Genomic DNA, 19,767 nt, shown 5'->3' on the forward strand with positions numbered 1-19,767 from the left:
CCCCGTGACCAGTTCCGTCACCCATGTCTGGCGGCTCCTGAAATGGGGCCGCATCCTCGCGCGGTACGGGGCGCTGAGGGGTATCGAGCGCGATCCGAACACGCCCGCACCGGTGCGCCGCCTCGCCCGCATTGCCCGGCTCGGCGCGCGGGTGCCGGCGGTGCCGCGCTATGCCGATGCGTTCCAGGCGATCGGGCCGGCGGCGATCAAGCTGGGGCAGTCGCTCGCCACCCGGCCCGATCTGGTCGGCGAGGAAGCGACGCACGACCTGTTGCGGTTGCAGGACCAGTTGCCGGCCATCCCGTACGAGACGATTCACGAGGCGATGCGTGCCGGGCTGGGCCGCGATCCCGCGTTGTTCTTCAGCAGGATCGAGGAAACGGCGGTGGGCGCCGCCTCGATCGCGCAGGTCCACCGCGCCGTCACCACCGAGGGCCGGCAGGTCGCGGTGAAGGTGCTGCGGCCCGGCGTGGAGGAAGAATTCGCCCGCGCGATCGACACCTATCAATGGGCCGCCGCCCAGCTGGAGGCGATGAGCCCCGAGGCGCGGCGCCTGCGCCCGCGCCTGACGATCGAGAACTTCCGCCGCTGGACGCTACGAGAGCTGAATTTCCGGCGTGAGGCGGCATCGGCATCGGAACTGGCGGAAGCGATGACCGCCGAGCCGGAATTCGTGATCCCGAAGGTCGACTGGGCACGATCGACCGCCAAGGTACTGACGATCGAGTGGATAGACGGCATCAAGCTGTCTGATCGCCCCGCGCTGATCGCCGCCGGATACGACCTGCCGAAACTGGCGCAGACGCTGATCCGCGCGTTCCTGCGCCAGGCCATCGCGGAAGGTTTCTTCCATGCCGACATGCATCAGGGAAACCTTTTTGCATTGCCCGGCGACCGGATCGCCGCGATCGATTTCGGCATCATGGGCCGGATCGACCGTCGCGCGCGGGTGTGGCTGGCGGAGATCCTCTACGGCCTGATTACCGGCAACTATAAGCGTGTCGCGGAAATCCATTTCGAGGCGGGATATGTGCCGGCGCACCACAACGTCGCCGAATTCGCCACCGCCCTGCGCGCGGTCGGCGAGCCGATGCGCGGGTTGCCTGTGAAGGATATGTCGATCGGCATGATGCTGGACGGCCTGTTCTCGATCACCCGCGATTTCGACATGGTGACGCAGCCGCATCTGTTGCTGCTCCAAAAGACGATGGTGATGGTGGAGGGCGTGGCGACCAGCCTCGATCCCGACATCAACCTGTGGGACTCGGCGGCACCGTTCGTGCGCGAATGGATACGCACCGAGTTGGGACCGGAGGCGGCGATCGCCGACCGGCTGATCCTCGATTTCCGCACACTGGCGTGCCTCCCCGATCTCGTCCGCCGGATCGAGGCGCATTATCCCGCCCCCGGTGGTGAGCCCCCCGCCCTGCCGATGAAGGAGGTCGAGGTCGTGCGGATCGGCGGTAGCTGGCGTTATGCGGTGGTCGCGGGTCTATCGGCCGCGGCCGGCGTCGCCGCTACCTTCGGCCTGCTGCACTAGAGCGCGCGAGTCCGGACATGCGCCGCCGTCCACTCCTGTTGATCCAGCCCACCAGTCTGGCCGGCCTCGGACGATCGCCGGCCCGGATATTGCTCGGAACGCTGCTCGCGCTCGTTCTCGTCATACTGATGATGGGCGGTATCACGGCGCTCGACCTGACCGATCGACTGGTGTTCGACGAGACGCTGGTCGAGCGGGTGCGCCATGGCGGCACCTTTTACTCGATGGCCGCCGATACGCTGCGCGGTGAGGGTTCGCCGTTGCGGCCTGCGTTGTTCTTTCCGGTGCCGACGCTGCCGATGATCGCCGCGATGGTGCCAACGTTCCTGTTGATCGCCGCACTGTGGATACTGGCAGCGGCGACGGTGGCGGCGTGGAGCGCCCGGTTGGCGCCATTGTGGATCGGGCTGCCGGGGCGCGCGGTGACGCTGGCGCTGCTGATCGCCGGGGTCGCCAGCGCGGTGCGTGCCGATCTGGCGGTGATGCCGGAGGTGTGGGCCGGCCTGTTGATCGCGCTGTCGCTGGCCGTCCGCCATCCGGGTCGCTGGCTGGAGGCGGCAGCGCTGGGGCTGGCCGCGGCGCTGCTCCACGGCGTTGCGGCGCTGTACCTGATCGTCATGGCGGCCTGGGCTTGGCGGGACCATGGCCGGCGGGAGGCGATCGGCTGGGTGCTGGCGATCGCGGCGCTGCTGCCGGTCCTGGCCCTGCACGGCCAGGCGGCGGCGGCGGTCGTCGGGCCGCTCGATACCGCGACGATGTTCTGGCAGGCGATGGTCAATCCGGTCAATGCGCTGGGAACCCTCGCCGCGATGACCTATGCGGCCGCCCTGCCGGCCGGGGTCGGCGCGGTGCTGGTGCTGGTGTCGCTGATCGGCTGGACGACGTGGCGCGATGACGCGGCCCGGCGGGTGGCGACGACGCTGGTGGTATTCATCGCCGTCGTGATCGTAGGCGGCAGTGCGGCGACCGCGCTGCTGGTCGCGCCGGTCGCGCTGCTGGGGCTGGCGTTCGTGCCCGACCTGCTCCGCGAACTCATGACGGTCGCCCTCGACAGGCGGCGCATCACCGTGACAAGGATGTTCCGGTGAAGCGCATCCTGCTCATCGTCGGGGGCGGCATCGCCGCCTACAAGGCGTGCGAGCTGATCCGCCTGCTGCGCCGTCGCGGTCACGCGGTACGCTGCGTCCTGACCGAGGGGGGCAGCCACTTCGTCACGCCGATGACGCTCGCCGCGCTGTCGGGGGATCAGGTCTATACCTCGCTGTGGGATCTGAAGGACGAGGCGGAGATGGGCCATATCCAGCTCAGCCGCGAGGCGGATCTGGTCGTCGTCGTGCCCGCGACCGCCGACCTGCTCGCCCGCATGGCGAGCGGGCAGGCAGGCGATCTGGCGACGACGCTGTTGCTGGCGACCGACAAGCCGGTGCTCGCCGCGCCGGCCATGAACGTGCGGATGTGGCGCCATGCGGCCACCGTCCGCAATGTCGTCACGCTGCGCGCGGACGGCGTCACGATCATGGAGCCGGACGAAGGCGACATGGCGTGCGGTGAATATGGTCCCGGACGCCTGCCCGATCCCGCCGTCATCGCCGATACGATCGACCGCCATCTGGGCATCGGCCATCGCCCCTTGAGCGGCCGGCACGCGCTCGTGACTGCCGGTCCGACGCATGAGCCGATCGATCCCGTCCGCTATCTCGCCAACCGCTCCTCCGGCCGGCAGGGCTTCGCCATCGCCGGGGCGCTGGCCGCGTTGGGTGCGCGAGTGACGCTGGTCGCAGGACCGGTGACGCTGCCCACCCCATTCGGCGTCGATCGCATCGACGTCCAGACCGCGCGCCAGATGGCAGCGGCAGTCGCTACCGCCCTGCCCGCCGACGTCGCCGTCATGGTCGCGGCAGTCGCCGACTGGCATGTCGCTGCGGCACCGCAGAAGATGAAGAAGGGAGACGCGCCGGCATCGCTGACGCTGGTGGAGAACCCGGACATCCTTGCCGCGCTGTCGCAAGGGCCGGACCGTCCGCCGCTGGTCATCGGCTTCGCGGCCGAGACCGAACGGGTGATCGAACACGGCGTCGCCAAACGCATCCGCAAGGGTTGCGACTGGATCGTCGCCAACGACGTGTCGGGCGACGTGATGGGCGGTCCCGACAACAGCGTGCATCTCGTCACCGCCGACGGTGTAGAAAGCTGGGATAACCTGCCCAAGGAACAGGTCGCCGCGAGGCTCGCGCAACGTATTGCCGATACGCTATAGGCCACGCCATGACGACGATACGCATCGCGGTAAAGCGACTGCCGAACGGCCTGGACCTGCCACTGCCTGCCTATGCCACCAGCGGTGCAGCGGGAATGGACGTGGTCGCAGCCGAGTCCCTGACGCTACAGCCGGGCGGACGGGCCGCCATCGCGACAGGCTTCGCCCTTGCCATTCCCGAGGGGTATGAGGTTCAGGTGCGCCCGCGATCGGGACTGGCGCTGAAGCATGGCATCACCTGCCTGAATACGCCCGGCACGATCGATCACGATTACCGGGGCGAGGTGAAGGTCATCCTGACCAACCTCGGCGACGAACCCTTTGCCGTGGTGCGGGGCGAGCGAATCGCACAACTGGTCCCGGCCGTTGTCCAGCGTGCCGCGCTGGTCGAGGTGGCCGAACTGGACGACACCGTTCGGGGATTGGGCGGCTTCGGATCGACCGGGCGATGATCGCCGCCCTGCTCCTCGCCGCGACGCAAGCGGCACTGTCGCCCCCGCCGGTCGCCGACTGGGACCGATTGCCGGCGTTCCCCGTTCCGCGCGCCGCCGACATCGTCGATGGCGCGGCATTCGTCAGAGGCGAAATCGAATCGGGGCATTGCCATCCGGTGCCGGCCCCCGCCACGGGCGGCGTCCGGTTAATCGCGCCTGTCGCGATCCTGGTGGGGCCGACCGGTATCGTCCGTCAAATCGTGCCACAGGCAATCGGTTGCCCTACGATCGAGCAGTATACGGTAGGGTATCTGTTGTCGTTGACCCGCACCGGCGCTGGAGCCGCACCATCGCCCGAACCCGGCTGGTACAGGCTGGTCGTCAGTTATCGCTGGTAGACGGCAATCTGACCCGATGGCCTCGTTACTGCCGAAAACACGCCGGAACGACGCAAAACATGACTTTCGCTAACCCTGTTTCATCGGTTAGAAGCCAGATGCGGTGCCGCGAAAGTGTTGCAGTACTGCATCGCCGCAAAACACTTTTGCGGCGTGCCGTATTGTCGGGTTGTCTTGCATGCCGTTGTATGTAAGGGGGTTCGGCGAGATTATTAAGGGAGTTCAACATGCGTCTTGGGAAGTATCTCATGGCTGCCGCTGCAGCCACTCTGGCCGTTGCGCCTGCAATGGCCGCTCCGGTCAATGCCGCTTCGAGCCTGTCGGTTGCCAAGTCGGCTCGCGCCGGTTCGGCTTCGGCGAAGAAGAACGAGCTCGCCGGTGGCGGCATCATCGTTGCGATCATCGCAGCGGCTGCCGTTGTCGCAGGCATCGTGATCGTCGCTGACGAAGACGACAACGCCGACAGCAACTAAGTCTCGACTTAGCTGTTAGAGAATAGCGGTCTTCGGGCCGCTATTTTTTTGCCTGCCGCCATTCAGGGCGGTCGGTTGCGGACGGGCCACACGCCTCTATAGCGGCAGCATGCTCTCAGACGCGGAACTCGAACGCTACGCCCGCCATATCGTGCTGCGGGAAATCGGTGGGGCCGGGCAATTGCAACTGAAGCGCTCCACCATCGTCATTATCGGCGCCGGTGGTATCGGCTCTCCAGCCATCCAGTATCTCGCCGCTGCGGGTATCGGCCGACTGGTGCTGATTGATGACGACGTCGTCGAGCCATCGAACCTTCAGCGGCAGACCATTTTTGCCACAGCCGATCGCGGCCGACCAAAGGTAACGGCCGCCGCCGATCGCGCGATGGCGATCAATCCCCAGGTCGCCGTGGATATTCACCAGCGTCGCGTTGCCGCCGACAATGTCGCTGCGCTGATCGCCGGCGCGGATGCAGTCATCGATGGCTGCGACAATTTCGAAACCCGCTTGCTGGTGGCCGATGCGACGCAGGCGGCGAAGGTGCCGTTGATCTCCGCGGCGGTCGATCAGTTCGAGGGGCAGCTGGCGGTGTATCGCGGGTGGCAGGCCGACAAGCCCTGTTACCGGTGCTTCGTCGGCGACGACCCGGCACGCGCGGATCGCAGTTGCGCCGATGTCGGCATCCTCGGCCCGGTCACCGGCATATTGGGCAGCCTCGCCGCGCTGGAAGCGATCCGTGCGGTGGTGCCGTTCGGGGAGGACAGCGCCGGCACCATGTTGCTGGCCGACCTGCTCTCCCTCCGTTTCCGGACGCTGCGGCTGCCGAAGGATCCGGGGTGTTCCGCCTGTGGTCAGTCGGCGGTGTAGGACCGATACCAGTCGACGAACCGGGGAACGCCCGTGTCGATCGGCGTGGTCGGCGCGAACCCCAGATCTCGGATCGTGTCGTCGATATCGGCAAAGGTCGCCGGCACATCGCCCGGTTGCATCGGTTGCAGGTCGCGGATCGCCGGGCGGCCACACGCCGCCTCGATCACGTCGATCAGACGGCCGAGCGGTTCGGATCGATTATTGCCCAGATTATAGATCGCATGCGGTGCGCCGCTGCCGCCCGGCTTCACCCGGTCATCGTCCAGCGGCGGCCGATCGAGCGCCGCCACGATGCCGCTGACGATGTCGTCGATATAGGTAAAGTCGCGCTGCATCCGTCCCTCGTTGAAGACACGGATCGGCTTTCCTTCGAGAATAGCCTGCGTAAACAGCCAGACGGCCATATCCGGTCGCCCCCACGGACCATAGACGGTGAAGAAGCGCAGCCCCGTCTGCGGCAGGCGATAAAGATGCGCGTAGCTTTCGCTCATCAACTCGTCCGACCTTTTGGTTGCGGCATAGAGCGAAACGGGCAGATCGACGGGATTGCCCACCTTGAACGGCATCGTCGTGCTGCCGCCATAGACCGAGGATGACGAGGCATAGACCAGGTGGCCGACCCGCCGCCGGCGCCCGAGTTCCAGCAGGTTGAGGTGCCCGACGATGTTCGCCCGCGCATAGGCATGCGGATTCTCGATCGAGTACCGCACGCCGGGTTGCGCGCCGAGATGGACGATCCGGTCGATCGTGGAGGACGCCAAGGCTTCCTCCAGCGCCGCCTGATCGGCAAAATCGACGGGCACGAACCGCACGCGGCCGCTATGACGGCGGTCGAGATCCGCCAGTCGTGCCCGCTTCAGTGCGGGATCGTAATAATCGTTCAGGTCGTCGACACCGATTACCGTCTCGCCCCGCGTGGCGAGACGATCCGCCACGTGATAGCCGATGAACCCGGCGACGCCCGTGACGAGGGTAGTCAACCGAGCAATGTCCGGGCGAATTCGCGCACCGCGGGGCCGATATCCTCGCGGGCCAGTGCCAGCGCCAGATTTGCCTGGATGTACCCGGTCTTGTCGCCGCAGTCGTACCGCTTGCCGTCAAAAGTGAAGCCATGGAACGGCTGACGACCGATCAGCTTGGCCATCGCGTCGGTCAGCTGGATCTCACCGCCAGCGCCCGGCTCCTGCACGTCGAGGATGTCCATCACCTCGGGCTGTAGGATGTAACGGCCGGGGATCATCAGGTTGGACGGCGCCTTGCCCTTCGGCTTTTCGACCAGCGCGGTCACCTCGGTCAGGCGGCCGTCGACCTTGCCCGGCGAGATGATCCCGTATTTGTCGGTTTCGCTGTCCGGCACTTCCAGCGCGCCGATCACGTTGCCGCCGACTTCGTTATAGGCCTCGACCATCTGGCGGAGGAAGCCGCCGACCATCAGTTCGTCGGGCAACAGCACCGCAAAGGGCTCGTCACCTACGATCTCCCGCGCGCACCAGACGGCGTGACCGAGACCCAGCGGTTCTTGCTGCCGGACATAGACCGGGCTGCCCGGCCGCTGACGGATACCCTCGATCAGCGCCATGGACTTGCCGCGCGCCTTCATTGTCGCTTCCAGTTCGTAGGAAACGTCGAAATGATCCTCCAGCGCGCTCTTGCCGCGGCCGGTGACGAAGATGATCTGCTCGATTCCCGCCTCGCGCGCTTCCTCGACCGCATACTGGATCAGCGGCTTGTCGACGACGGTCAGCATTTCTTTCGGCATTGCCTTGGTCGCCGGCAGGAACCGCGTTCCAAGTCCAGCGACAGGCAACACTGCCTTACGTACCGGCTTGATCGACATGTGTTGACGTCCTTCTGGTCTGCGGTGCACCCGCGATCCGCGGCTGCCCTTTAATTCTCCTATGTTGAGCTCTTGTTAAACAGCAATCCTCTATCGCCCAAAACCATGCGGTCGCGCCGGATTCTCGTCGTGTTGGGTACACGGCCCGAAGCGATAAAGCTGTTTCCCGTGATCCGCGCCTTGTCCGCACGGCGAGAGCTGAGCGTCCGTACCTGCGTGACCGGCCAGCATCGCGGATTGCTGGATCAGGTGCTGGCGATTGCCGATCTGGTGCCGGATATCGACCTGGACCTGATGGCCGCCGGGCAGAGCCTGGATGAACTGACCGCCCGGATGGTCGTGGCGCTCGGCCGGGTGATGGATGCGGAGCGGCCAGATCTTGTCATCGTACAAGGCGATACCACCACTGCCTTTGTCGGCGCGCTGACCGCGCATTACCGGGGTATCCATGTGGGGCATGTCGAGGCCGGGCTGCGCTCTGGCAATCTCTGGCACCCCTGCCCCGAGGAAGCGAATCGCCGGATGATCGGGCGGATCGTACAGCATCACTGGGCGGCTACCGATTCGGCGGCGGCGGCGCTGATCGCGGAGACGACCGATCCTGCGACGATCCATGTGACGGGCAATACCGTGATCGACGCCCTCCACTGGATGCGCGACCGGATTGCCGCCACGCCATCGCTGGCGGCGGGACTCGATCCCATCGTGGAGCGCATCGCCGGCCGGCGCATGGTGCTGGTGACGACGCATCGGCGGGAGAATTTCGGCGAGGGTATGGCATCGATCGCCATGGCGATTCGCCGGATCGCCGAGCGGGATGACGTCGCCGTCCTGTTTCCGATGCATCCCAATCCACAGGTTACCGGCCCGATGGACGCGTTACTAAGCAACGCGCCGAACATCATCATTACGGCGCCCCTCGATTACCCGCATTTCGTTCGCGCGCTGGCACTGGCGCATATCGTTCTGACCGATTCGGGCGGCGTGCAGGAGGAAGCGCCCGCGTTCGGCAAGCCGGTGCTGGTGATGCGCGAGACGACGGAGCGGCCCGAGGGGATCGCGGCCGGCACTGCACGGCTGGTCGGCACCGATGCGGATCGCATCGTCGCGGCGGTAACCGATCTGATGGACGACAAGGCCGCCTATGCACGGATGGCGCGGGCGCACAGTCCGTTCGGGGATGGCCATGCGGCGGCGCGGATCGCCGATCTGGTGGTGGCCGCTCTTCAAGTGATTGAGGGCAATGACACACGAGGTTGCGGCGGCGCAGCGTGAAGTTTATAGGCCCCTGACCCTGGGACCCCATCTATGCTTCGCAAATTGTTCGTCCGCGGCGCTCGCAAGGGCGCGGCCTCTTCCGCCGTTCCGCCGGGACAGCGCGTCTATGCGATCGGTGACATCCATGGTTGCCTGATTCAGCTTGAGCAGTTGCTGGCGATGATCGCCGCCGATGAGGCGGCGCGGGGCGAGGCCGATACCGTGCTGATCTTCGTCGGCGACATCGTCGATCGCGGTCCCGATTCGGCCGGCGTCATCGAACGCCTGATGCGGTTGGCGACGGAGCGGCCGGAGACGCGGTTTCTGTGCGGCAATCACGAAGAAATACTGCTGCGGACGCTGGACGGCGAGGACAAGTCGTTGCGGATGTTCTGCCGGGTCGGCGGTCGGGAAACCGCGATCAGCTATGGCATCGACGACGAGACCTATAACGGTCTGGGCTTTGCCGAACTGCAGGAGTTGCTGGTTCGGACCGTCCCGGCCGGGCATCGCGCATTCCTGGAAGGGTTCGAGGATCTGATCTCGATCGGCGACTACACCTTCGTCCATGCCGGCGTGCGGCCGGACCTGCCGCTGGCGGAGCAGTCGCGATCCGATCTGCGGTGGATGCGTGAGCCGTTCATCTCGTCACGCAAGCCGCTGGAACAGATGATCGTCCACGGCCACACCATCACCAACGATGTCGAACAGACCCCTGCCCGCATCGGTATCGACACGGGCGCCTATGTCACCGGGGTGCTGAGCGCGATCGGGCTGGAAGGCACCGATCGCTGGGTCTTGCAGACGCCACGCACCGCCGAAGGGTGACACGCGAACCGGTCGCCTTTCGGGCGACCGGCGATCGTTTCGTTAGCGAGGAGGCTGGCCGGGGATGCCGCCGGGCATACCACCCGCCGCCCCGCCGCCCTGCATCATCTGCTGCTGCATCTGCATCTGGCGGACCTGCGCTTCGGGCAGGAAGTCGATCAGTTCGACATCGAACGCCAGCGTCGAATTGGCCGGGATCGGGCCGGATGCCTTGTCGCCGTAACCAAGGCTGGGCTTGATCCAGATACGGTACTTCGCACCCTTCGGCATCAGCTTCAGCGCTTCGGAGAAGCCGGGGACGACCTGCGCCACGGGCATGGGCGTCGGCTGCTGCGACTTGTCGAAGGTGGTGCCGTTCAGCAACTTGCCCTCATAATTGATGAGCGCGACGTCGGCATCGGTCGGCTTTGGCGCGCCGCGCTGGCCGGGGTCGAGCACCTTGTACTGAAGGCCGGACGGCGTCGTCATCACGCCGGCGGCACGGGCGTTGCGCGTCAGGAAATCGTCGCCCTGCTGGGCCAGCACGAAGGCGGCGATCGCCGACAGCGCCAGGCCGATCCAGATATAGACGAGGTAGCGGCGATTGACCGGGCGAAGGGGTACGGCGGTGATGGTCGACATGGAGGCACCTGACATGCTGGATGCGGGGCCGGATGTCGATCCGATCGCCACCACCTGATGGAAAGTCTCGAAAGTCACACCCGCGCTACGCGCGCGGGCGTGTACGCGCGGGAATTACCGGGCGCCGTCACGCTCCAGACGCTTGCGCTCGACCTTGCGCGCGCGACTTACCGCAGCGGCACGCTCACGGGCGCGCTTTTCCGATGGCTTCTCGTAATGCCGACGGAGCTTCATCTCGCGATACACACCTTCCCGCTGCAACTTCTTCTTCAGCGCGCGGAGGGCTTGGTCGACATTATTGTCGCGAACGATGATCTGCATAAACCGAATCGGCTCCAATAGGAAAAGCGGCCGTGGAACGCATCCCAGCCGTGTTGACCGGCCGCCTAACAGAACGCCCCCTTGTTGACAACCCGATGCGACTCTGCGCAGCACCTGTTGCCCTGACGCCACAGCCAGCCGTCAATCGTCATTTGTTGCAGCATTGCAATGCGAGCGATACGCAGGGGAACCATCGTTTTCCCATGCACCGACTGGCCGACATCTTGAATCTGGAAACCCGCCTTCTCATCGTCGACGACGATCCCGGCATCCGCGAGCTGACCGCGCAGTTCCTGGCGACGCATGGTTATGTCGTGGATACGGCCGAGGATGGGGCGACGATGCGCGCGGCGCTGGAACGCCACAGCTATGCGCTGATCGTGCTGGACGTGATGATGCCGGGCGAGGACGGACTGACCATCCTGCGGTCGCTGGACCGGGCATCGGCCCCGGCGATCATCATCCTGTCGGTGATCGGCGAGGAGGTCGACCGCATCGTCGGGCTGGAAATGGGCGCCGACGATTATGTCGCCAAGCCAGCGAACCCCCGCGAACTGCTGGCCCGTATCCGGTCGGTGCTGCGCCGGCAGGGAGAGCGCAGCGAACCGCGGCTGGTGGCGGTGCCCACCGCCCGGCGCTTTCAGCGGTTTGCCGGCTGGCGACTCGATCCGCAGGCGCGACAGTTGTTCGATCCGGACGAGGTGGTCATCAACCTGTCCGACGGCGAGTTCCGGTTGCTGATGGCCTTCGTCGATCATCCCCGCCGCGTGCTGACCCGTGATTTCCTGCTGGATCAGTCACGTGGCGCCAATGCCGAACATTTCGATCGAGCCATCGACGTGCAGGTCAGCCGGTTGCGCCGCAAGCTGGCCCGGCAGGATGGCCGCACCGGCGACGACCTGATCCGCACCGTCCGCAACGAAGGCTATATGTTCGCGGCCGATGTCGAGCTTCGCTGATCCGCTGCGCACGCGATCGATCGCGTGGCCGATCTTCGCGCTGGTGATCGTGTCGGTGGTGGTCGCCACACTGGTGATCTTCGTCGTCACCTTCAACGGCCCGCCGCCGCGCATGGCGCCGGGCGCCAGCGCGAATGTGGTGCAGATGCTGCGGACCGGTGCGGCGCCGGCGGATGTCGGGTCGCGGCTGGCGTTCGACCGGCGGGCCGCCGCGCCGTCACCGGGGGGCGGCTTCCATCCCGATCCCGCCGCCGCGCGCGGACTGGCCGCCGAACTCGGCGTACCGGTGAGCGACGTCGCCGCCTTCACGATGCGGCCACCGGAGCAGGACCGCAGCGCCTTTGGCCGCGATTTCGTGCTGGGATGGCGGACGAACGGCGAATGGCGTGTCGTGGAGACGCCCAGCCCTTTCCTGGCGCCGTGGCATATGAAGACGCTGGCGGCGATGCTGATCGCGATCGTGGCGCTGGCGGTGCCGGCCTGGGCGCTGGCGCGGGCGATCTCGCGCCCTTTGGCCGAAGTGGCACGCGCGGCGGAGCAGGCGCGGGCCGGCACCACGCTCCCCACCCTGCCCAGCGGTGGCGCGCGCGAGGTGCGCGTGCTGTCGGGCGCGGTCGCGGCGATGCATGCGCGGCTGGCGGCGCACGCGGCGGGGCGCACGACGATGCTGGCGGCGATCGCGCACGACATGGGCACCCCCCTGTCGCGACTGTCGTTCCGGGTCGAACAATTGCCCGAGGCGTCGCGCGATCGTGCCGCCGCCGACATCGCCGAAATGCGCGCAATGATCGCCGCCGCCCTCGCCTTCGCGCGTGACGAGACCAGCGACATCACCCCCCGGCTGGATCTGGGCAGCCTGATCGAAAGCCTGGTCGACGACATGGTCGATGCCGGCGCACCGGTAACGATCGTCACCGGGCCGCGTGCGGTAATACGCGGCGATTCCGCGGCCTTGCGCCGGTTGTTTACCAATTTGCTGGAGAATGCGATCCGCTATGGCGAGCAGGCGACGATCGGCTGGCACGTGACATGGGGCAATGTGGAGGTGACGGTGGACGACCACGGTCCCGGCATCGATCCCGCGACGGTGGAGCGGCTGTTCGAGCCCTTCGTGCGCGGCGACCCCTCGCGCAATCGCGCCACGGGCGGCACCGGGCTGGGGCTGGCCATCGTGCGGTCGATCGCGAACCGGCATGGTGGCGAGGCGGTGCTGGAGAACGGCCCGACCGGCGCCCGCGCTCGGGTTACCCTGCCGCTGGCGAGCTGACGCGGCTGGCACTGGCTTCGCAGATGGGGATTTCCCTCGTTGTGAGCGTAGCGAAGCAATCCAGGGCGGCGCACGGAACACCGGTTTGCTTCGTTGCGCTCGCCATGACGGACTCGTTCGGATGGATAAAGCCAGCCTGACACATGGCGTAACAATAAGACGATCGGCGGACATATCCCGGTGACGCGGTACGGCGAGAAGCCGGTCATCGAGATACAGGGACACGCCACCATGACCGACCATCACCTGAACGAACCCGAGCATGGTCACAGCCTGGCCGAAGACATGAAGCTGATGCAGGCGATGGTCGCTCGTCGCCGCGCGCTGAAATGGTTCGCCGGCGCCGGTACCGCCGCCATGGTGGCCGGATGCGGCGGCAGTGGCAGCAGCGATGCATCGTCCAGCGTCAGCGTCGTCAGCGGTGCGACGCCGACGCCGACCGCGACGGCCACCACCGCCACGCCGACGCCGACCCCCACGGCGACCGCCACCGCCACGACGGGTTGCGTGGTCGATCCGACCGAAACCGCCGGCCCATATCCGGCGGACGGAACGAATACGTCTGCCGGCGCGACGTCGAACGTCCTGACGGTCAATGGCGTGGTCAGGAGCGATATCCGCCCCAGCTTCATATCGACCACGACGGTCGCGACGGGGGTGCTGGTGACGATGACCCTGACCGTCGTCAACGTGAACGCCACCTGTGCGCCGCTGGCGGGGTATGCCGTCTATCTGTGGCATTGCGACCGGGGCGGCAATTATTCGCTGTACGGCAACGCCGCGTCGGAAAGTTACCTGCGCGGTGTGCAGGTGACGGATGCCAACGGGCAGGTGACGTTTACGACCATCTTCCCCGCCTGTTACGACGGGCGCTGGCCACATATGCACTTCGAGGTGTTTTCCACGCTGGCGAACGCGCTCAGCGGACGATATTCGGTGCTGACCTCCCAGCTGGCGATGCCGACGGCGATTTGCACCGCGGTGTTCGCCGACACGACGACCTATGCCGGCAGCGCGACGCGATTTTCGCGGGTATCACTGTCGAGCGACGGCATCTTCGGCGACAACACCGCGGCGCAAGTCACGCAACAGACGCCTGTTTTCACCGGAAGCCCCAGCGCGGGCTATACGGCGACGGCGTTGATCGGCATTGCCCGGTAAACCAGTTTCACGAGATGCGCGGCGCTCCCCCCTGTCGCCGCGCTGCTCCGGCCGGCCCCCCGTCCGGTCGGAGCCCCTGTCGGGCGTCGCCTCCTGTTTCACGCGACGCCCCACCCCATGCGTGGCGCCTCCCCTGTCGCCACGCCGCCCCGGCCGGACACCTCCGCCGGTCGGGGCCCCCTTGGCGGGCCGCCGCTTGCGCGGCTAAGGCACCGGCATGGCCAACCTCACCCTCTTCAACAGCCTGTCGCGCGCGATGGAGTTGTTCGAACCGATCGATCCCGACAATGTGCGCGTCTATTCGTGCGGGCCGACGGTCTATAACTATGCGCATATCGGCAATCTGCGCGCCTATGTGTTCACCGACACGCTGTCGCGCGTGCTGCGGTGGAAGGGGTGGCCGCTGACGCATGTCATCAACATCACCGATGTCGGCCACCTGACGTCGGATGCGGATGCCGGCGACGACAAGATGGAGGCGGCGGCCAGGGCGAGCGGTCAGGATATCTGGGCGATCGCAAGACATTATACCGATGCCTTCAAGCAAAATCTGCGCGACCTGAACATCGACGACCCCAGCCGCTTTCCGCTGGCGACCGAGCATGTCGAGGGTATGATCGCATGGGGGCAGGCGATCGAGGCGCGGCATTGCTATCGCCTGCCCGACGGCTTGTACTTCGATACGGCAACGGTGCCCGACTATGGCCGGCTGGCACGCGCCGGGATGGACGAGCGCGAGGGCCGGATCGACGCGGTCGAGGGCAAGCGGCAGGCGGAGGACTTCGCGATCTGGCGCACCTCCGCGCCGGGCGAAAATCGGCAGATGGAATGGGATTCGCCCTGGGGCCGCGGCGCGCCGGGCTGGCATCTGGAATGCTCGGTGATGAGCCGCGCCTATCTGGGCGAGCGGTTCGATATCCATACCGGCGGCATCGACCATCGCGAGATCCACCATCCCAACGAGATCGCCCAGAACCAGGCGATGAGCGGCACTGCCGACACGGGCGCGAATTACTGGCTTCACAACAACTTCCTGGTACTTCGTGATACGAAGATGTCGAAGTCGTCGGGCGAGTTCATGCGGTTGCAGACGCTGGTCGATCGCGGTTTCCATCCGCTGTCCTATCGGATGATGTGCCTGCAGGCGCAGTACCGGTCGGAGATGGAGTTTTCGTGGGAGGGACTGGCCGCCGCGCAGACGCGGCTGAAGCGGCTGGTGCAGGCGGTCGAGACGCTGAAGGCCCGGCCGGCGGTGGCGTCTGCGGGCAGTGCGGCAGCCTATCGCGAGCGGCTGGATGTGGCGGTGTCGGACGATCTGGCGACGCCCCGCGCGCTGACCGCGCTCGACGAATTGCTGGCGGACAAGCGCGTGTCGCCCGCCGATCGGCTGGCGGCGCTGGCCGATTTCGATGCGGTGCTGGGATTGGGGTTGGCGACGCTGACCCGCGAGGCGCTGCGGGTGCGGCCGGTATCGGCGACGATCGACGAAGACGCGATCGCCGCCCGCTTGGCGGAACGGCGCGAGGCGCGGGCGGCGAAGGAGTTCGCCCGGTCGGACGCGATCCGCGACGAGCTGGCGGCGGCGGGGGTCGAGGTGATGGACGGCGACCCGATCGGCTGGGACTGGCGCCTCAGCTAAGCGGCTGGTCGCGGGTGTCGAGCAACGGCGGGCGGTAGAGGATGGCGCGGTCGGCGGGCATCTTGGCTACCTCCGCCGCGATCGCGTCGGCGCGGGCCTTGGACGACGGATGCGTGCGGCTGCGGAACAGGCCGCCATCGACGTCGCCGCCATGGTCGCGCCAGAACCGCACGGCGATCTGCGGATCGTAACCGGCGTTGCGCATCAGCGCGGCGCCGAGCAGGTCCGCCTCCTCCTCGGTGCGGCGGAACAGGCGACCGTTGCGGCCGAACTCCGCCAGCAACCCCCATTTGACACCGGCCGCTTCCAGCCGGGCGCGGTGGCGCAGGACGGTGTGGGCAAGCTCGTGCGCGACGACGGCCGCGACCTGTTCGTCGGTATAGCGTTCGAAGAAGCGGACGCCGATCTGGATGACCCGGCCGTCCGACGACGCCTCCATCTTCGGGCCAAGCATCACCTCGAATGACGATCGGCAGCCGGCCGGTGCGGTGACGGTCAGCGTGCGCTCGGCGCCCCCGCGTGACACGCGCCAACGCATCGGCGTGCCGACCGGCTGCGCGGCGATGATCGCCAGCGCCGCGTCGCGGGTGGCGGCGCTGGTCGCCTTCGGATCGGCGGGGGTAGGCATCGGGCGGTCGGCGACGGCGAGCACACCGTCATTGGCGATCAGCCCGGCCTTCGCGACGGGAGCATCCGGCACGACGGCTTCGACAGACACCGGCTCAGCGAAGGCGAACACCTGTTTCGCGGCGGCGCGCGAGCCGGTGTCGTACTGGTCGATCGCATGAACGACGGCGCCGGTCGCGGGTTGCAGGTCGCTGCACAGCGGCGCGTTGGCGGTGACCAGCCGGTGGCCGATCGTCGCCAGCCGCAGGTCGATACCGCGCAGCGCCTCATATCCGGCCGCATCGATCTGTTGCGCGGATGCGGGTAAGGCTGTGGTGATAAGGATGCCGAGGGCGATCGGGATGGCGCGTATCATGGGCGCGGTCATAGCGGCTCGGGCACTATGTGTGCAGCCGGCTTTCCGCATTCGGCGGGGCGGCTTGTGTCGAATGGCTCGATTGGGTAGCGTAACTCCCCTACGTCAAGCATGACGGAACGGAGGGGCAGATGCCGGCCCGGCGCATTCAGCGCCAGTCGACATCCTATGTTATCTACCGGATGTCGATGCCAGCAATACCGGGATAATTCTGTGGAATCGCGACTGTTGATTGCCTTTGGCCTGATTGCCGTATGCGCCGTGGGCGGCAGCATCTTCGCGTGGGTCACGCTGAAGCGTCGGGCCAGCCGCCGGCGGCGGTTGCGCGGGATCAAGGATTACAACAGCGGTCGGTGACGCTCGCCACTGGTCAAATCGGCCTCGATGGATAGAGGACCGGTCTTCCTCATCCTGCAACGGAAAGTGCCACGACCATGCGTATCGTGATGATCGGCTCGGGCTATGTCGGCCTGGTATCGGGGGCGTGCTTCGCCGATTTCGGGCATGACGTGGTGTGCGTCGACAAGGATGCCGGCAAGATCGCGGCGTTGCAGGCCGGGCGGATGCCGATCTACGAACCCGGTCTGGAGCAACTGGTCGCCTCGAACGTCGCGGCCGGGCGGCTGGCGTTCACCACCGACCTGACCGAGGCGGTGGCGGGTGCCGATGCGATCTTCATCGGCGTCGGCACGCCGTCCCGGCGTGGCGACGGTCATGCCGACCTGTCCTATGTCTATGCCGCGACCGAGGAGATCGCGGGCGCGCTGACCGGCCCGACGGTCGTCGTGACCAAATCGACCGTACCGGTCGGCACCGGCGACGAGGTGGAGCGCATCCTGCGCGAGAAGCGGCCGGAGATCGACGTCGCGGTCGTCTCCAACCCCGAATTCCTGCGCGAGGGCGCCGCGATCGGCGATTTCAAGCGGCCCGACCGCGTGGTGATCGGCACCAACGACGAACGCGCCCGCGCCGTGATGCGCGAGGTGTACCGCCCGCTCTACATCAACGACAACCCGATCCTGTTCACCAGCCGCCGCACATCCGAGTTGACCAAGTACGCCGCCAACGCGTTCCTCGCGACCAAGATCACCTTCATCAACGAGATCGCCGACCTGTGCGAGGCGGTGGGCGCCGATGTGCAGGACGTGTCGCGCGGCATCGGGCTGGACAACCGGATCGGCCGCAAGTTCCTGCACGCCGGTCCCGGCTATGGCGGGTCGTGCTTCCCCAAGGATACGCTGGCGCTGTTGAAGACCGCCGAGGATTTCGAAAGCCCGGTCCACATCGTCGAGGCGGTGGTGAAGGTGAACGACAGCCGCAAGCGAGCGATGGGCCGCAAGGTGCTGGCCGCGCTGGGTGAGAGTGCGCGGGGCAAGACGGTCGCGCTGCTGGGCCTGACGTTCAAGCCCAACACCGACGACATGCGCGACGCGCCCAGCATCGCGATCGCCACCGCGCTGGCCGATGCCGGCGTATCGGTGCGCGGGCACGATCCCGAGGGGACCGAGCAGGCGCGGCAGGTGATGCCGGACCTGACCTATTGCAGCGATCCGTACGACGCGGCCACCGGTGCCGACGCGGTAGTCATCGTGACCGAATGGGATGCGTTTCGGGCGATCGACCTGAAGCGGCTGAAGGGCGTGATGGCCGGCGACGTGCTCGTCGACCTGCGCAACATCTATCGCCGCGAGGCCGCCGCGCAGGCGGGCTTCGCCTATACCGCGGTCGGTCGCTGATGCGCGCCGTGCTGCCCGCGGCGGCACGGCCGCTGCTCGAACCGCATCTGCCCGCCGACCTGAACGTGGCGTGGTTCGCCACGCCGGACGAGGCGAAGGCGGCGATCGCGGAGGCGGAGATCGCCTGGGTCGACATGCAGCCGACCGATCTGGTCGCCGACGCCATCCGCGCGAGCGGCCCGGCGCTGCGCTGGGTATCGACGATCTATGCCGGGCTCGACGCCTTCCCTCTCGACCTGCTGCGCGAACGGGGCGTGACAGTGACGAACGGCGCCGGCATCAACGCGGTGACGGTCGCCGAATATGCGGTCATGGCGGTGCTGGTCGCAGCGAAGCGGCTGGACGAGGTTGTCCGCGCCTATGACCGGCGGGAATGGCCCCGCGATGCGCCCGGCAAGATCGAACTGCCCGGCACGCGGGCACTGGTGATCGGATACGGCACGATCGGCCGGTTGATCGGTGAGCGGCTGGCGGCGTTCGGCGTCGAGGTGATGGGCGTGACGCGGTCGGGGCGCGACGGCACGCTGGGCCCCGACGCATGGCGGTCGCGGCTGGGCGAAACGGACTGGGTGATCCTGGCGGCACCGTCCACCGGCGACACCCGCGCAATGATCGGCGTGGAAGAATTGGCGGCGATGAAACCGGGCGGCTGGATCGTGAACGTGGCGCGCGGCGACATGATCGACGACGACGCGCTGGTCACCGCACTGACCGAGCGGCGGATCGGCGGCGCCGTACTGGACCCCGCTCATCCCGAACCACTGCCGGCCGACCATCCGTTATGGCGCACCCCCAACACGCTGCTGACGATGCACCTGTCGGGCCGCAGCCAGAACACGATGTTCCAGCGTGGCGCGGCGCTTTTCCTGGAAAACCTGACCGCGTGGCGGGAGGGTCGGCCGATGCGTAACCAGGTCGACCTGAACGCGGGATATTGACGGGCGTTCGCACGTTGATCGCTTCCAGGAGGAAGAGGTCATGGAGAACATCGGCGGGATCATCAACGAATCCCTCGTCATCGATCACGACACCGATCTGGGCGGCATCGTCGCCGGTGACGTGACGGTCAATCCGGGCTGTCTGTTGCGGCTGGGCGGTATCGTCGGCGGCGATGTGATTCTTCAGCCCGGCGCGCGCCTGCACATGACCGGCATCCTCAACGGACGCGTCGTCCACGCCTGAAGCC

22 protein-coding genes are annotated in these 19,767 nt (G+C 66.8%); 17 read left to right on the forward strand and 5 right to left on the reverse strand.

Features of this window, described 5'->3' with window-relative positions:
- Window positions 1-4 precede the first annotated feature (4 nt).
- The 7 genes from ubiB to JAO74_RS09505 all read left to right on the forward strand — a co-directional run bounded on the left by ubiB (window position 5) and on the right by JAO74_RS09505 (window position 5,970).
- A complete protein-coding gene (gene ubiB / locus JAO74_RS09475; RefSeq protein WP_199037306.1) occupies window positions 5-1,540 on the forward strand; it encodes a 2-polyprenylphenol 6-hydroxylase in 1,536 nt (511 codons plus the stop codon).
- 17 nt (window positions 1,541-1,557) lie between these two features.
- Window positions 1,558-2,628, forward strand: a complete 1,071-nt coding sequence (locus JAO74_RS09480) for a hypothetical protein (protein ID WP_199037309.1) — start codon at window positions 1,558-1,560, stop codon at window positions 2,626-2,628.
- Window positions 2,625-3,797, forward strand: coding sequence for a bifunctional phosphopantothenoylcysteine decarboxylase/phosphopantothenate--cysteine ligase CoaBC (gene coaBC / locus JAO74_RS09485; RefSeq protein ID WP_199037310.1), 1,173 nt, complete (start codon window positions 2,625-2,627; stop codon window positions 3,795-3,797). The genes JAO74_RS09480 and coaBC overlap by 4 nt, the downstream gene beginning before the upstream one ends.
- An 8-nt stretch (window positions 3,798-3,805) precedes the next feature.
- Window positions 3,806-4,249, forward strand: coding sequence for a dUTP diphosphatase (dut, locus tag JAO74_RS09490; protein WP_199037311.1), 444 nt, complete (start codon window positions 3,806-3,808; stop codon window positions 4,247-4,249).
- On the forward strand, window positions 4,246-4,629 hold the full coding sequence (locus JAO74_RS09495; RefSeq protein ID WP_199037312.1) for a hypothetical protein: 384 nt from the start codon (window positions 4,246-4,248) through the stop codon (window positions 4,627-4,629). The genes dut and JAO74_RS09495 overlap by 4 nt, the downstream gene beginning before the upstream one ends.
- Before the next feature lie 227 nt (window positions 4,630-4,856).
- Window positions 4,857-5,102: a hypothetical protein gene (locus JAO74_RS09500; RefSeq protein ID WP_233150830.1), complete on the forward strand. Its 246-nt coding sequence runs from the start codon at window positions 4,857-4,859 to the stop codon at window positions 5,100-5,102.
- A 109-nt stretch (window positions 5,103-5,211) separates the two neighbouring features.
- On the forward strand, window positions 5,212-5,970 hold the full coding sequence (locus tag JAO74_RS09505; RefSeq protein WP_199037313.1) for a HesA/MoeB/ThiF family protein: 759 nt from the start codon (window positions 5,212-5,214) through the stop codon (window positions 5,968-5,970).
- Here JAO74_RS09505 and JAO74_RS09510 read toward each other — a convergent pair.
- Complete coding sequence (locus JAO74_RS09510) at window positions 5,955-6,953, reverse strand: NAD-dependent epimerase/dehydratase family protein (RefSeq protein WP_199037314.1); 999 nt, start codon at window positions 6,951-6,953, stop codon at window positions 5,955-5,957. The two genes, JAO74_RS09505 and JAO74_RS09510, sit on opposite strands and share 16 nt — an antisense overlap.
- Window positions 6,950-7,810: a UTP--glucose-1-phosphate uridylyltransferase GalU gene (galU, locus tag JAO74_RS09515; protein WP_199037317.1), complete on the reverse strand. Its 861-nt coding sequence runs from the start codon at window positions 7,808-7,810 to the stop codon at window positions 6,950-6,952. The genes JAO74_RS09510 and galU overlap by 4 nt, the downstream gene beginning before the upstream one ends.
- 105 nt (window positions 7,811-7,915) lie before the next feature.
- Here galU and wecB point away from each other — a divergent pair, with 105 nt between their 5' ends.
- Window positions 7,916-9,085, forward strand: coding sequence for a non-hydrolyzing UDP-N-acetylglucosamine 2-epimerase (gene wecB, locus JAO74_RS09520; RefSeq protein ID WP_199037319.1), 1,170 nt, complete (start codon window positions 7,916-7,918; stop codon window positions 9,083-9,085).
- 33 nt (window positions 9,086-9,118) lie between these two features.
- Window positions 9,119-9,895, forward strand: coding sequence for a metallophosphoesterase family protein (locus JAO74_RS09525; protein ID WP_199037321.1), 777 nt, complete (start codon window positions 9,119-9,121; stop codon window positions 9,893-9,895).
- A 42-nt stretch (window positions 9,896-9,937) separates the two neighbouring features.
- Here the strand turns inward: JAO74_RS09525 and JAO74_RS09530 are convergent, their stop codons facing one another.
- Both JAO74_RS09530 and rpsU read right to left on the reverse strand, forming a co-directional pair.
- Complete coding sequence (locus JAO74_RS09530) at window positions 9,938-10,516, reverse strand: FKBP-type peptidyl-prolyl cis-trans isomerase (RefSeq protein ID WP_199037322.1); 579 nt, start codon at window positions 10,514-10,516, stop codon at window positions 9,938-9,940.
- Window positions 10,517-10,630: 114 nt separating this feature from the next.
- Window positions 10,631-10,837, reverse strand: coding sequence for a 30S ribosomal protein S21 (gene rpsU, locus JAO74_RS09535; protein WP_199037323.1), 207 nt, complete (start codon window positions 10,835-10,837; stop codon window positions 10,631-10,633).
- 203 nt (window positions 10,838-11,040) lie between these two features.
- Between rpsU and JAO74_RS09540 the strand changes: the two genes are divergently transcribed.
- From JAO74_RS09540 to cysS, 4 genes are all read left to right on the forward strand, one after another.
- Complete coding sequence (locus tag JAO74_RS09540) at window positions 11,041-11,796, forward strand: response regulator (RefSeq protein ID WP_199037324.1); 756 nt, start codon at window positions 11,041-11,043, stop codon at window positions 11,794-11,796.
- On the forward strand, window positions 11,780-13,063 hold the full coding sequence (locus JAO74_RS09545) for an ATP-binding protein (protein WP_199037325.1): 1,284 nt from the start codon (window positions 11,780-11,782) through the stop codon (window positions 13,061-13,063). The genes JAO74_RS09540 and JAO74_RS09545 overlap by 17 nt, the downstream gene beginning before the upstream one ends.
- Before the next feature lie 231 nt (window positions 13,064-13,294).
- The gene (locus JAO74_RS09550; RefSeq protein WP_199037326.1) at window positions 13,295-14,224 is read left to right on the forward strand and encodes a dioxygenase family protein; all 930 of its coding nucleotides are present in this window, start codon (window positions 13,295-13,297) and stop codon (window positions 14,222-14,224) included.
- Between the two features lie 217 nt (window positions 14,225-14,441).
- Window positions 14,442-15,863 carry a cysteine--tRNA ligase gene (gene cysS, locus JAO74_RS09555; RefSeq protein ID WP_199037327.1) on the forward strand — a complete coding sequence of 474 codons (1,422 nt, stop codon included), beginning with the start codon at window positions 14,442-14,444 and terminating at the stop codon, window positions 15,861-15,863.
- On the opposite strand, the gene JAO74_RS09560 is transcribed toward cysS, so the two are convergent.
- Entirely contained in the window at window positions 15,856-16,857 is a 1,002-nt protein-coding gene (locus JAO74_RS09560) for a M48 family metallopeptidase (RefSeq protein ID WP_233150831.1), read from the reverse strand. The genes cysS and JAO74_RS09560 overlap by 8 nt on opposite strands.
- 201 nt (window positions 16,858-17,058) lie before the next feature.
- Here JAO74_RS09560 and JAO74_RS09565 point away from each other — a divergent pair, with 201 nt between their 5' ends.
- From JAO74_RS09565 to JAO74_RS09580, 4 genes are all read left to right on the forward strand, one after another.
- Window positions 17,059-17,202, forward strand: a complete 144-nt coding sequence (locus JAO74_RS09565; protein ID WP_199037329.1) for a hypothetical protein — start codon at window positions 17,059-17,061, stop codon at window positions 17,200-17,202.
- A gap of 77 nt (window positions 17,203-17,279) precedes the next feature.
- Complete coding sequence (locus tag JAO74_RS09570) at window positions 17,280-18,581, forward strand: UDP-glucose dehydrogenase family protein (protein ID WP_199037330.1); 1,302 nt, start codon at window positions 17,280-17,282, stop codon at window positions 18,579-18,581.
- Complete coding sequence (locus JAO74_RS09575) at window positions 18,581-19,519, forward strand: D-2-hydroxyacid dehydrogenase (RefSeq protein ID WP_199037331.1); 939 nt, start codon at window positions 18,581-18,583, stop codon at window positions 19,517-19,519. The genes JAO74_RS09570 and JAO74_RS09575 overlap by 1 nt, the downstream gene beginning before the upstream one ends.
- A 40-nt stretch (window positions 19,520-19,559) precedes the next feature.
- Window positions 19,560-19,763 carry a hypothetical protein gene (locus tag JAO74_RS09580; RefSeq protein ID WP_199037333.1) on the forward strand — a complete coding sequence of 68 codons (204 nt, stop codon included), beginning with the start codon at window positions 19,560-19,562 and terminating at the stop codon, window positions 19,761-19,763.
- The last annotated feature ends 4 nt before the right edge of the window (window positions 19,764-19,767 follow it).

Origin of the sequence: Sphingomonas mollis, assembly GCF_016427505.1 — a bacterium.
Taxonomy (GTDB): domain Bacteria; phylum Pseudomonadota; class Alphaproteobacteria; order Sphingomonadales; family Sphingomonadaceae; genus Sphingomonas; species Sphingomonas mollis.